Annotated in this window: 11 protein-coding genes; all 11 read right to left on the bottom strand. The window is 70.5% G+C overall.

Annotated elements, in window-relative coordinates:
• Positions 1-35 precede the first annotated feature (35 nt).
• The 11 genes from SALPAC2_RS0113480 to mqnC all read right to left on the bottom strand — a co-directional run bounded on the left by SALPAC2_RS0113480 (position 36) and on the right by mqnC (position 13,274).
• A complete protein-coding gene (locus SALPAC2_RS0113480; RefSeq protein ID WP_018217169.1) occupies positions 36-2,555 on the bottom strand; it encodes an NADH-quinone oxidoreductase subunit G in 2,520 nt (839 codons plus the stop codon).
• A complete protein-coding gene (gene nuoF / locus SALPAC2_RS0113485; RefSeq protein WP_018217170.1) occupies positions 2,555-3,886 on the bottom strand; it encodes an NADH-quinone oxidoreductase subunit NuoF in 1,332 nt (443 codons plus the stop codon). The genes SALPAC2_RS0113480 and nuoF overlap by 1 nt, the downstream gene beginning before the upstream one ends.
• Positions 3,883-4,791, bottom strand: coding sequence for an NADH-quinone oxidoreductase subunit NuoE (nuoE, locus tag SALPAC2_RS0113490; RefSeq protein ID WP_018217171.1), 909 nt, complete (start codon positions 4,789-4,791; stop codon positions 3,883-3,885). The genes nuoF and nuoE overlap by 4 nt, the downstream gene beginning before the upstream one ends.
• 32 nt (positions 4,792-4,823) lie before the next feature.
• Complete coding sequence (locus tag SALPAC2_RS0113495) at positions 4,824-6,149, bottom strand: NADH-quinone oxidoreductase subunit D (protein ID WP_018217172.1); 1,326 nt, start codon at positions 6,147-6,149, stop codon at positions 4,824-4,826.
• 96 nt (positions 6,150-6,245) lie between these two features.
• Positions 6,246-6,983, bottom strand: coding sequence for an NADH-quinone oxidoreductase subunit C (locus SALPAC2_RS0113500; protein ID WP_018217173.1), 738 nt, complete (start codon positions 6,981-6,983; stop codon positions 6,246-6,248).
• A 43-nt stretch (positions 6,984-7,026) separates the two neighbouring features.
• Positions 7,027-7,707, bottom strand: a complete 681-nt coding sequence (locus SALPAC2_RS0113505; protein ID WP_018217174.1) for a NuoB/complex I 20 kDa subunit family protein — start codon at positions 7,705-7,707, stop codon at positions 7,027-7,029.
• 14 nt (positions 7,708-7,721) lie between these two features.
• Positions 7,722-8,087, bottom strand: coding sequence for an NADH-quinone oxidoreductase subunit A (locus SALPAC2_RS0113510; protein WP_018217175.1), 366 nt, complete (start codon positions 8,085-8,087; stop codon positions 7,722-7,724).
• Between the two features lie 111 nt (positions 8,088-8,198).
• Entirely contained in the window at positions 8,199-9,470 is a 1,272-nt protein-coding gene (locus SALPAC2_RS0113515; protein WP_018217176.1) for a geranylgeranyl reductase family protein, read from the bottom strand.
• 204 nt (positions 9,471-9,674) lie between these two features.
• Complete coding sequence (locus SALPAC2_RS0113520; protein ID WP_018217177.1) at positions 9,675-10,382, bottom strand: demethylmenaquinone methyltransferase; 708 nt, start codon at positions 10,380-10,382, stop codon at positions 9,675-9,677.
• 126 nt (positions 10,383-10,508) lie between these two features.
• Positions 10,509-11,744 carry a hypothetical protein gene (locus SALPAC2_RS0113525; protein ID WP_018217178.1) on the bottom strand — a complete coding sequence of 412 codons (1,236 nt, stop codon included), beginning with the start codon at positions 11,742-11,744 and terminating at the stop codon, positions 10,509-10,511.
• 339 nt (positions 11,745-12,083) lie between these two features.
• The gene (gene mqnC, locus SALPAC2_RS0113530) at positions 12,084-13,274 is read right to left on the bottom strand and encodes a cyclic dehypoxanthinyl futalosine synthase (RefSeq protein WP_018217179.1); all 1,191 of its coding nucleotides are present in this window, start codon (positions 13,272-13,274) and stop codon (positions 12,084-12,086) included.
• Positions 13,275-13,355: the final 81 nt, after the last annotated feature.

Here is a 13,355-nt window from a genome sequence, read left to right on the forward strand (position 1 = left end):
GGGGCTAACCCGCCCCACTCGTGCTCTCCCCACCCTCACTGGACACCACCGGAGTTGAGGAGCGGGCCCGGGCGGTCGGTCACGTCGGCGGCGACCGGGGCGTCGGACTGCGGGGGAACGGTCGAGCCGGTCGTACCGGCGGAGATCCGCACCACCGCGCCGGCCGCGACGCCAAGGCTGCGGCGGAGGGTCGAGCCGGGCGAGTTGGTGGGCAACCAGACCACACCGTCCGGCATCTCGGTCACCACCACCGGCAGGGTGACGCCGCCGCGTTCGGTGCCGACGGTCACCGCCTCCGCCTCGGCGACACCGATCGACTCCGCGGTGCTCCGGGACAGCCGGACCACCGCCGGGCGGGCCGTACCGCCGAGGTGCTCGTCCCCCTCGGTCAGCGTGCCCAGGTCGATCAGCTGGTGCCAGGTGGCCAGCACCGCCTCGCCGGCGCCCGGCTGCGGTACGGCCGCCGGGGCCACCGTCGGCGGGGCCGGCTTCGTGGTCCGGGTCGGCGGCAGCTCGCCCAACTCGCGGCGGACGGCCGGCACATCGGCGGTGCCGAGCCGTACGTCAAGCTGCGCGGCGAGCGCGTCCAGCACCCGGCCGTCGGTCATCGCGGCGGTGTTCAGCACCGCCTCGAAGGGACGCAGCCGCCCCTCCCAGTCCAGGAAGCTTCCCGCCTTCTCCAGCACCGGGGCGACCGGAAGGACCACGTTCGCCCGCCGCGCCACCGCGCTGTTGCGCAGCTCGAGGCTGACCAGGAAGGGCACCGTGTCCAGCGCCTGCTCGGCCAGTCGGGGGTCGGCCAAGTCCGCCGGGTCGACGCCGGCCACGACCAGCGCGCCGAGTTCGCCGGCGCTTGCCGCGGCGAGGATGGCGTCCGTGTCCCGGCCCGCCTGGCTCGGGATGGTCCCGGCCGGCACGTCCCACGCCTCGCCCAGCTCGGCGCGGGCGGCGGGCTCGGTGACCAGACGACCACCGGGGAGCAGGTTCGGCAGGCAGCCCGCGTCCACCGCGCCCCGGTCACCGGCGCGCCGCGGCACCCAGGCCAGCTTGGCGCCGGTACGCCGGGCCACCTCCGCCGCGGCGGAGAGCCCACCCGGGGTCGCGCCCAGCCGCTCACCGACGAGCAGGACCGCCCCCGGCTGGCTGAGCGCCTCGGCGACCGTCGCGTGCTCGGCGAGCACGCTCGCCTCCTCGCCCGGCACCACCCGGGCCAGCTTGGCACCGAGCTTCTCCAGGCCGCGGGTGGCGAACGGCGCGATGGCGTAGACCGTCAGGTTCTTCTTCAGGTGCGCCTTGCGCAGCCGCAGGAAGAGGATTGGGCACTCCTCCTCCGGCTCCAGGCCGACCAGCACCACCGCGGGCGCCCGCTCGACGTCGGCGTAACTGACATCGGTGGCTCCGGCGACCGAGCTGGCCAGGAAGTCGGCCTCCTCGCGGGAGACCGGCCGGGCCCGGAAGTCGAGGTCGTTGGTCTGCAGCGCGACCCGGGCGAACTTCGCGTACGCGTAGGCGTCCTCGACGGTCAGCCGACCGCCGGTGAGCACCGCCGTACCCGACCCACCGTCGCGGGCGGCCCGCAGCCCGTCGGCGGCTACCGTCAACGCCTCGCTCCAGGAGGCCTCCCGGAGCTCGCCGGTGCGCTCGTCCCGGACCAGCGGGGTGGTCAACCGGTCGGTGGCGCGGGCGTACTGGAAGCCCCAGCGCCCCTTGTCACAGTTCCACTCCTCGTTGACCGCCGGTTCGTCGCCGGCCAGCCGCCGCAGCACCTTGCCCCGCCGCCAGTCGGTGCGCTGGGCGCAGCCGGCCGAGCAGTGCTCGCAGATGCTGGGGCTGGAGACCAGGTCGAACGGGCGGGCGCGGAAGCGGTACTGCGCGCCGGTAAGCGCCCCCACCGGGCAGATCTGGACGGTGTTACCGGAGAAGTACGAGTTGAACGGCACGTCGCCGTCCTCGCTCTCCGAGTCACCGTACGCCTCGTCCCGGTAGATGTTGATCTCCTCGGCCGAGGAGCGGTTCATCAGGTCGATGAACTTGTCGCCGGCGATCTCCTCGGAGAACCGGGTGCACCGCTGGCAGAGCACGCACCGCTCGCGGTCGAGCAGCACCTGCGTGCTGATCTCCAGCGGCTTCTCGTACTCGCGCTTGTGCTCGTGGAACCGGGAGTCGGTACGGCCGGTCGACATCGCCTGGTTCTGCAGCGGGCACTCGCCGCCCTTGTCGCACATCGGGCAGTCGAGCGGGTGATTGACGAGCAGCAGCTCCATCATCCCCTCCTGCGCCTTCTTGGCAACCGGAGAGGAGAGCTGCGTCTTCACCACCATGCCGTCCGCGACGGTCTGGGTGCAGGAGGCGACCGGCTTACGCTGCCCCTCCACCTCGACCAGGCACTGCCGGCAGGCCCCCACCGGGGCCAGCAGCGGATGGTCGCAGAACCGAGGGATCTCGACGCCCATCTGCTCGGCCACCCGGATCACCAGCTCCCCCTTGGGGGCGGTGACCTCGATACCGTCAATGGTGAGCGTGACCGTCTCGGTCTGCTTGGCTACGTCCGTCATCAGTGGGCTCCCACCAACTGCTTGTCGGAAAGCTTCGGTGCGGTCCGGCCCTCGACATAGTCGAGGTAGTCCTGCTTGAAGTACTTCAGCGAGGAGGTCACCGGGCTGGTGGCACCGTCACCGAGGCCGCAGAACGAGCGGCCGAGAATGTTGTCGCAGGTGTCCAGGAGCGTGTCCAGGTCCTCCTGGGTGCCCTGGCCGGAGAGGATCCGGCGGTAGACCCGGACCATCCAGTAGTTGCCCTCCCGGCACGGGGTGCACTTGCCGCACGACTCGTGGTGGTAGAACTCCAGCCACCGGTACGTCGCGTAGACCGGGCAGTCCTGGTCGGAGAAGATCTGCGTCGCCGTGGTGCCGAGAATCGACCCCGCCGCCGCCACTCCCTCGAAGTCCAGCGGCACGTCCAGGTGATCGGCGGTCAGCAGCGGCGTTGACGAGCCGCCCGGCGTCCAGAACCGCAGCGAGTGCCCCGGCTGCATGCCGCCGGCCAGCTCGATCAGCTCGCGGAGCGTGACCCCCATCGAGCACTCAAACTGGCCCGGGTTCACGACCCGGCCGGAGAGCGAGTAGATCATCGGCCCGGAGGACTTCTCCGTGCCCATGCTCCGCCACCAGGCGGCACCCCCCAGCACGAGATACGGAACCGAGGCGATGGTGCCGACGTTGTTCACCACCGTCGGGCTGGCGTACAGACCGTGGGTCGCCGGGAACGGCGGGCGCAGCCGGGGCTGGCCGCGGAACCCCTCCAGCGAGTCCAGGAGCGCGGTCTCCTCACCGCAGATGTACGCCCCGGCCCCCGAGTGCACCACCAGCTCCAGGTCGAAGCCGCTGCCGAGGATGTTCTTCCCGAGGTAGTTCCGGGCGTACGCCTCCTGCACCGCGTGGCGCAGCCGACGGGCGGCGTGCACCGCCTCGCCGCGGATGTAGATGTAGGCCCGGTTGGCCCGGATCGCGTACGACGCGATGATCACACCCTCGATCAGGGAGTGCGGGTCGTGCGTCATCAGCGGCAGGTCCTTGCAGGTGCCCGGCTCGCCCTCGTCCGCGTTGACCACCAGGTAGTGCGGTCGGGTCGGGGCCTTGCCGTCCGGCTCCTGCGGGATGAACCCCCACTTGAGGCCGGTCGGGAAGCCCGCGCCGCCCCGCCCGCGCAGCCCGGAGTCCTTGACCAGCTGGATCAGGTCGTCCGGGTGGGCACCCAACGCCTTGCGGAGCGCGGCGTAACCGTCCAGCCGCTCATAGGTGCCGATCCGCCAGGCGTCCGGTGACAGCCAGCGCTTGGTGAGCACCGGCGTGAGCTTGGCCAGCGTCTCCGGCCGAGGAGTGGTCACTGGTCCGCGCCCCTTTCGTTCCCGGCCGCATCTCCCATGCCCGCCGCTGCGTCCTTCAACGAGCGTTCCTTCACCGGCGCGTCGTCCCCCGCGGGCTTGGCGTCACTGGCGGGTTTGGCGTAACCGGCCGGCCGGCTCTCCTTGGCCGCGCCAGCCGAAGCGGCGGCGGGCTTGGCGGCCTCGGCCTTCGCCTTCGCCTCGGCGGCGGCCTGCTCGGCCTCGGCCTTACTGCGGATCGGCGTGTTCGGGTCGAACCCGGTTACCGCGATGCCGTGCTCCTGCGCCAGCCGCAGCCCGCGCACGGTCGGCTCGCCGGGGCCCCCGTCGGCGACCGCGCCCTCGCGCTCGTCGGCGAAGCCGGCGAGCTGCACCGACATCTCCTTCAGCTGGCAGAGCCGAGCACCGCGACTCGGAGTCGGCCGGTTACCGGCCCGCAGCTCGTCGACCACGCCGACCGCCGTCTTCGAGTCCACGTTGTCGAAGAAGTCGTAGTTGACCGTCATCACCGGTCCGTAGTCGCACGCCGCCAGGCACTCGGCGTGCTCCAGGGTGATCGTGCCGTCGGCCGTGGTCTCCTCGTGCCCGACACCGAGGTGCTCGACCAGGGCGTCGTACACCTCCTGGCCGCCCAGCACGTTGCACATCGTGTTGGTGCAGACGCTGACCAGCCAGTCGCCGGTCGGCCGCCGCTTGTACATCGTGTAGAACGAGGCGACCGCACCGACCTGGGCCTTGTTCAGCCCCAGCACCTCGGCGCAGAACGCGATGCCGGCCGGGGAGACATACCCCTCCTCCGACTGCACCAGGTGCAGCAGCGGCAGCAACGCCGAGCGGGACCGATCGGCCGGATACCGAGCGATGATCTCCCGGGCCCGCGCCCGGGTCTCCTCGGAGAACACGGTCATCGGTGCCCCCTTTCCGTTCGCGACTGCGTCACTCACCGGTCACACCCACCCATCACCGGGTCCAGCGAGGCGCCACCGGCGATCACGTCCGCGATCAGGCCGCCCTCGGCCATCGCCGGCAGGGCCTGGAGGTTGACGAAGCTCGGCTCCCGGTAGTGCACCCGGTACGGCCGGGTCCCCCCGTCGGAGACCGCGTGCACACCCAGCTCGCCCCGCGGTGCCTCAATGCCCACGTACACCTGGCCGGGCGGGACCCGGAAGCCCTCGGTGACGAGCTTGAAGTGATGGATCAGCGACTCCATCGACTGCCCCATGATCTTTGCCACGTGCTCCAGCGAGTTACCCATGCCGTCGACCCCGATGGCGAGCTGCGCCGGCCAGGCGATCTTCCGATCCGCCACCATCACCGGGCCCGGCCGGAGCCGGTCCACCGCCTGCTCGACGAGCTTCAACGACTCCCGAATCTCGGCCAGCCGAACCAGGTACCGGCCCCAGACGTCACCATCGGTGTGGGTCGGCACGTCGAACTCGTACGTCTCGTAGCCGCAGTACGGCATCGTCTTGCGCAGATCCCAGGCGAGGCCGGCGGAGCGCAGCACCGGGCCGGTCACGCCCATCGCGAGGCAGCCGGTCGCGTCGAGCACCCCGACGTTCTGCGTCCGCTCCAGCCAGATCGGCTGGCCGGAGAGCATCTTCTCGTACTCCGCGAGCTTCTTCGGCATCAGCTTCAAGAAGTCACGGATCTTGGCGATCGCCTCGTCCGGCACGTCCTGCGCCACCCCGCCCGGGCGGACGTAGGCGTGGTTCATCCGCAGCCCGGTGATCAGCTCGAAGATCTCCAGGACGTACTCCCGCTCCCGGAAGCCGTAGAGCATCATGTTGATCGCGCCCAGCTCCATGGCCGTGGTGGCCACCCAGACCAGGTGCGAGGAGATCCGGTTGAGCTCCATCATCAGGACCCGGATGATGGTCGCCCGCTCGGTGACCTGCTCCTCGATGCCGAGCAGCTTCTCCACCGCCAGCGAGTACGCCGTCTCGTTGAACAGCGGGGCGAGGTAGTCCATCCGGGTCACGAAGGCCGAGCCCTGAACCCAGTTCCGGAACTCCATGTTCTTCTCGATGCCGGTGTGCAGGTAGCCGACGACCGAGCGGAGCTCACGGACCGTCTCGCCCTCCAGCTCCAGCACCAGCCGGAGCACCCCGTGCGTGGACGGGTGCTGCGGACCCATGTTGACGACGATCCGCTCGTCGTTGAGCGGGTCAGTGCCGGAGAGGACGACATCCCAGTCCCCGCCGGTGACGGTAAAGACCTTGCCCTCGGCGGTCTCCCGCTCGGTGGCGTAGTTGGACGCGCTCACTCTTCCTGCCCTCCGTTCGCGACTGCGGGGCTCGCAAGCTCACTCCTCGCGCTCACCGTCCCTGCCCTCCGTTCGCGACCGGGCTCGCAAGCTCACTCACTGGTACGACCTCCGGCGGTCCGGTGGCGGGATTTCGGCGCCCTTGTACTCGACCGGCACACCACCCAGCGGATAGTCCTTGCGCTGCGGGTGGCCCTCCCAGTCGTCCGGCATGAGGATCCGGGTCAGGCCGGGGTGACCGTCGAAGATGACGCCGAACATGTCGTACGCCTCCCGCTCCTGCCAGTCGGCGGTCGGGTAGACGCTGGTCACGCTGGGCAGGTGCGGCTCCTCGGCGGAGACCGCCGTCTCCAGCCGCACCTGACGCCGGTAGGTCATCGAGGTCAGCTGGTAGACCACGTGCAGCCGGCGGGCGTCGGCGCCGAGGTAGTCCACCCCGGATACCGACGAGAGGAGCTCGAACCGAAGCGAGAGGTCGTCCCGCATCACCTGGCACACCTCGGCGATCCGCTCCGGGCGGATGTGCAGGGTCAGCTCACCCCGGTCGACCACGACCTTCTCGATCGCCTCGCCGAAGGCCGGGTACGCCTCCTCCAGCGCGTCGGTGACCTCGTCGAAGTAGCCGCCGTACGGCCGGGTGGCCGCCTCGATCGGCCGTTGCGGGCGGACCAGCCCGCCGTAGCCGGAGACATCACCGGTGCCCTGGTCGCCGAACATCCCGCGCCCGGCGGGGCTCGACGGGGGCAGCTCGGCCGGAGCGCCACCGGTGGCCCCGGCCGGGGTCACCGGCACCGGCACGCCACCGTCGTCCGTCTTGTCCTGAGGTGCGCTCATGTCACCGGCCCTCCGTTCACGACCGCGGGGCTCGCAAGCTCAGTCACTTCTTCAACCCCTCGTACTGCTGCAGGTGGGGCTGGGCCTTCATCCAGTTCTCAATCCGCAGCTGCTCCTCGCGGCCCTCGCGGACAGCCTTCGTCCACTCGGCGCGACGAGCCTTGTCACTGCGGTACGACGACGGCATCGACCCGTAGGGCACGACCGGCACGTCGCCGCGGGCCTTGCGGGCCTCCGCCATCTTGCGGCCGTTCGGACCGAGGGGCTCGTGCATGATCTTCTCGCGGAGCTTGAGGACCGCGTCGATGAGCATCTCCGGCCGGGGCGGGCAGCCGGGCAGGTACATGTCCACCGGCACGACGTGGTCAACGCCCTGGACGATCGCGTAGTTGTTGAACATGCCCCCGCTGCTGGCGCAGACGCCCATCGACAGCACCCAGCGGGGCTCGGCCATCTGGTCGTAGATCTGCCGGAGCACCGGGGCCATCTTCTGGCTCACCCGCCCGGCAACGATCATCAGGTCGGCCTGCCGGGGTGAGGCCCGGAAGACCTCCATGCCCCAACGGCCCATGTCGTAGTGCGGTCCGCCGGCCGCCATCATCTCGATGGCGCAGCAGGCGAGGCCGAAGGTGGCCCCCCAGACCGACGACTTACGCGACCAGTTGACGAACTTCTCCACCGAGGTGAGCAGGACACCGGCGGGGAGCTTCTCCTCGATACCCATCTACGGTTCCTTCCTCAGTCCCAGTCCAGGCCGCCGCGCCGCCACACGAAGGCGTACGCGACGAAGACCGCGACGATGAACAGGACCATCTCCACAAGGCCGAAGATCGGCAGGGCATCGAACGAGACAGCCCAGGGAAAGAGGAAGATGATCTCGATGTCGAAGACGATGAAGAGCATCGCCGTCAGGTAGAACTTGATCGGAAACCGACCGCCGCCGACCGGCTGCGGGCTCGGCTCGATTCCACACTCGTACGCCTCGAGCTTGGCCCGGTTGTAGCGGCGCGGACCGGCGAGGCGGGCGGCTGCCACGGAGAACAGCGCGAACGCCGCGGCGAGGGCGAACAACCCGATGATCGGTATGTAAGGCGAGAGCGACATCGTTTCTCCTGCTCGTCCTTCCCTGCCCTCGATGCTGGACAAATATCACACTATTCACATCCCGATCGGCGATTGCCGGCGGGGTCAAAACACACCGCGATCCAGACCGCGTCACACAGCCGGCGCCGCCTTCGTCATCGCGTTGATGACCCGGTCCATCGCATCCCCGTCGCGCGGGTCGGTCAGGTTGGCCAGCAACTTGAGCACGAAGCGCATCAACATCGGGTGCGGCAGGCCGTACTTCGTGGCCGCCCGCATGATCTCGGGACGGCCGATCAGCTTCACGAAGACGCCGCCGAGCCGGTAGTAGCCGCCGAACCGGGCCTTCAGCTCCGCCGGGTACGCCATCAGCGCGCGCTCCCGCCCGACGCCGGCCGGACGGGCGAGCGCCTGCACCGCGATCTCCGCGGCCAACTCCCCCGACTCCATCGCGTACGCGATGCCCTCGCCGTTGAACGGGTTGACCATGCCGCCGGAGTCGCCGACGAGCAGTGTGCCGCGCGAGTAGTGCGGCACCCGGTTGAAGCCCATCGGCAGCGCCGCACCGAGGATCGACCCCTCGGCGTTGGCCTCGTCGGCGATCCCCCACTCCTCGGGGGTGTTGGCGAGCCAGTCGGTGAGCAACCGCCGGTAGTTCGTCTTACCGAAAGCGGAGGAGGAGTTTAGGACGCCGAGCCCGACGTTCACCCGGCCGTCGCCCAGCCCGAAGATCCAGCCGTAGCCGGGCAGCAGCGCGTCGCTGCCCTTGCGGCGCAGCTCCAGCCAAGACTCGAGGTAGTTGTCATCGTGCTTCGCCGGGCAGCGGTAGTACCGCCGGACCGCCACGCCGAGCGGTCGGTCATCCCGCTTGGCCAGCCCGAGGGCGAGCGGGAAGCGGCCGGACACGCCGTCCGCGGCGACCACGAGGGGCGCCCGGAAGGTGGCCGGCTCCCGCTCCGGGCCGACCGCCGCCTCGACCCCGACCACCCGGCCGGCACGGTCGAAGATCGGGGCGGTGACCTCCACCGCGGTGCGCAACTTAGCACCGGCGGCGACGGCGCGCCGGGCGAGCAGTTCGTCGAAGTCCAGCCGGGGACGCACCAGGCCGTAGTTGGGGAAGCTGGCCAGGTCGGGCCAGTCCAACTCGAGTCGGAGGCCACCACCGACGACCCGCAGGCCACGGTTGCGCACCCAGCCCGCCTCGGCCGAGGTGTCCACGCCCATCCGCAGCAGCTGGCGCACCGCGCGCGGGGTCAACCCGTCGCCGCAGACCTTCTCCCGGGGGAACTCGGTCTTCTCCAGCAGCAACACTCGGACGCCGTGCTGGGCCAGGTGGTACGCGGTCGCCGAACCACCTGGGCCCGCGCCCACGACGATCACCTCGGCGTCGTTCTCCGTGGTCATCCGCACCTCCCCTCCCGCACGCTCGTGAAAACGTTCACAAGCCAGACGGTATGGAGTCTATGACCGGCCAGGTACCGGCTGCATATTAGGGGCACCTAACTTACGAGAAACCTGCCGGTCAGCGGCGGTAGGGGCGAGATGGCGTCTCACTTCGGCACGAATCGCCGTTTTGCGGCCGGCCCACCCGGGGCACGGGCGCCGCCGTCACGGCCGGAAGGCACGGTGCAGCGCGACGATGCCGCCGGTCAGATTGCGCCAGCCCACCCGCTGCCAGCCCGCCGACCCGATCAGCTCCGCCAGCGCCGCCTGGTCCGGCCACGCGCGGATCGACTCCGCCAGGTAGACGTACGCGTCCGGGCTACTCGCCACCGACCGCGCCACCGCCGGCAGCGACCGCATCAGATACGACAGGTAGATCGTGCGGAAGGCGGGGTTGACCGGGGTGCTGAACTCACAGACCACCAGCCGGCCGCCGGGCTTCGTGACCCGGGCCAGCTCCCGCAGCGCCGCCGCGGTGTCCTGCACGTTGCGCAGCGCGAAGGAGATGGTCACCGCGTCGAAGCTGGCATCGGCGAAGGGCAACCGCAGCGCGTCCCCGGCCAGCAGGGGCACCTCGGGGCGGGTCCGCCGGCCCGCGGCCAACATGCCCAGGGAGAGGTCGGCGCCGACCGCGTACGCCCCCGAACGGGCGAGCTCCCCGGTCGAGACGCCGGTGCCGGCACCCACGTCCAACACCCGCTCGCCAGGTCGCAGGCCCAGCGCGGCCCGGGTCGCCCGCCGCCAGGACCGGTCCTGCCCAAAGGAGAGAACGGTATTCGCCAAGTCGTAGCGGGCGGCCACCCCGTCGAACATCGCGGCGACCTCATGCGGCTGCTTGTCCAGGCTGGCGCGCTGGCCCTGAGACGTACTCACCCCTCCACTGTGCCAGTCGTCGCACCTCCCGCCGGGAGGGCCCCCTACCAGGCCATCCACGCCGGAGCCCGCGGAACGGGGGTGGGCGGCCGTCGAGCCGCCCCACCCCGTCGCCACTGACCAGGGTCAGTCGGTGTCCCGCTCCTGTCCCGGGTTCACCAGGACCACCTTCCGCCGCCGCGAAATCAGCAACATCGCCGCACCGGCCAGCAGTACGGCCGCACCAACGCCACCGATCAGACCGACCTGCACCCCGGTGACCGGTAGGCCGCCGCCGCCACCGGAGCCGTCCGGCGCCGCCGTGGCGTCCGGAGCCGCCGTGGCGATCGGGTTCGGCGAACCGGTCGGCTCCCCGGTCGGCGTGGGGGTCGGCTCCGGGGACGCGGAGAAGCCGACGAAGACGTCGAACTGGGCCACCCCGTCACCGGGGTCGACCTCGGCGAACGCCCGGAGCTGGAGATCGGAGGCGGTACGTGGCGCCGCCTCGGGTGCACCGGAGGCGAGATCGAGACCCACCGAGTAGAGGAAGCCCGGGCGGAGCACCGACTCGGTCACGTCCGCGCCCACCCGCACCCGCGCCGGTGCGGTGTAGAACTCGCCGGGTTCCAGTACCGCGCCGGGGTCGGTGCAGTGCACTTGGCCGTCGAGACCCGACTCGGTGCAGCCCACCGGCAACTCGGCGAAGTCGACGCCGGCCGGCAGGGTGAACCCGTACGCGATACCGGTGGCCGAGCGGCTGCCGTGGTTGTACACGGCCCAGTCCAGCGGCGCGGTCCCGCCGGGCCGGACCGGCGTCCGGGCCGGCTCACCGCTGTCGTCGCCGTCCACCTCCACGTCGGCGTAGACGTCCTGCACCCAGCTGGTGAGGTCGTAGCCGGGTTTGGCGACCGCGACGGGGTGGACGAGCTTGTTGTCCTCCGAGACCGGATCGGCGGTGGCCGAGGTCACGGTGACGACCAGATGACCAGCGTCACCGCGCTTGCCGAGGGAGAAGAGGGGGATGCCGAAGTCCTCGGTGGTGCCAGCGGGTAGATCGCCGAGTAGGCAGCTGAACGTGGTGCCGGCGGCCTCGCAGCCCGCCGGGACGACCACGCCGACCTTGCGCTCGTTGAGGTTCGCCGTCTCGACCGTCACCCGCACGGACTTCGCGTCGGCCGTGCCACGGACGTTGCTGATCTGGAATTTGAAGGGCTTGGCCCTGGCCTCCTCGACGCCCTTGGCCAGCTCGTAGCTGAGCGGGATCAATGCCAGGTCGGCCTGGTCGGCGGCGTGCGCCGGAGCGGACACCCCGATGCTGCCGGCCGCGACGAGCAGGGCGACCGCCCCGACCCGGGCCAGCGACGGACGGTGGAGCAACATCATCGATCCCCCCGAGGGTTAGGGACACGAATTCGAAAACGAGCGGCGGCCCGCCACCCTTGATCAGGACGGGCCGGCCCGGGCAGGCTCGCCGGACCCGAGGCACCGGGCCGGGACATTAGCGGGCGACGATCACCCTGGCTAGCCCACTGTGCGGGCAGGCTGACGCAATCCCACGCAACCACGCCGGGGGAATATCCGAATTAATGGGGTTTGTCATCCACAACGGGGACCCTCGCGTCAGCGAACAGGTCACCGAGGTCGATACCTACGGCCCACCGCCGCGGACCGTCCGACCCACCCGTGGAAACCCTCATCCGCGGGTGGTGCCGGCCGGCCACCTCAGCCGGCGTCCACCAATGGCAGCGTCTTCCCGGCGCCACCGCCGGGCAGGGCGATCGACGAGAAGTGCGACACCACCCGGTCATCCCGCGGGTCCTCGGCGGGAGTGCGGTGCACGGCGAGTCGCCGGTAGTGGGTATCCCGCTGAGCGGGGATCCGGTCCGCCGACCGGATCATCCCGATCAGGTCGTGCAGGTTCGAACGGTGCCGCGCTCCGGCCGAGGAGATGACGTTCTCCTCCAACATGATCGAGCCCAGGTCGTCGACCCCCATGTGCAGCGCGAGCTGACCGACATCCTTGCCGGTGGTGAGCCACGACGCCTGGAGGTGCGGCACGGTCTCGAAGAAGAGCCGGGACACCGCCACCAGCCGCAGGTACTCCAGGGTAGTGGCCTGGGTCCGCCCCTTGAGGTGGTTGTTTTCCGGCTGGTAGGTCCACGGGATGAACGCCCGGAAACCCCGCGTCCGGTCCTGCACGTCGCGGATCATCCGGAGGTGCTCGATCCGCTCGGTGGCGGTCTCCCCGGTGCCCATCATCATCGTCGCGGTCGACTCGACGCCCTGCTGGTGGGCGAGCTCCATCACCTCGAGCCAGCGCTCACCGGACTCCTTCAGCGGCGCGATCGCCTTCCGCGGCCGGGCCGGCAGCATCTCGGCGCCGGCGCCCGCGATCGAGTCCAGGCCGGCCGCCTTGATCCGGGTGATGGCCTCGGTCAGCCCCACCCCAGACACCTTCGCCATGTGCAGGATCTCGCTCGGGCCGATCGAGTGGATGGCGAGCTGCGGGTAGGCCCGCTTCACCGAGGAGAAGAGCTCCTCGTAGTACTCCACCCCGTAGTCGGGATGGTGCCCACCCTGCAGCATCACCTGGGTGGCGCCCAGCTCGACCGCCTCACCGCAGCGGCGCAGGATCTCCTCCGTCGGGTGGGTCCAGCCCTCCCGGTGCTTGGGCGCTCGGTAGAAGGCGCAGAACCGGCACGCCGTCACACAGACGTTCGTGTAGTTGATGTTGCGGTCGATCAGGTACGTGACGATGTTGTCCGGGTACCACCGCCGCCGTACCGCGTCGGCCGCCTCACCCAGCGCGTGCAAGGGCGCTTCGGTGTAGAGCAGCAGGGCCTCCTCAGGCGTAATCCGCCCGCCGTCCGCGCCGCGTTGCAGGATGTCGTTGATCTCCCGGCTCACCGTCACGCTCCCGAGCCTACGTCGCCCCCGCCCGACCGGTGACGAGCGGCCACCGGCGGTGTGAGCTCTCCGGCCGTCAACCCCTCG

The sequence above is a fragment of the Salinispora vitiensis genome, assembly GCF_000378825.1.
GTDB classification, from domain to species: Bacteria; Actinomycetota; Actinomycetes; order Mycobacteriales; family Micromonosporaceae; genus Micromonospora; species Micromonospora vitiensis.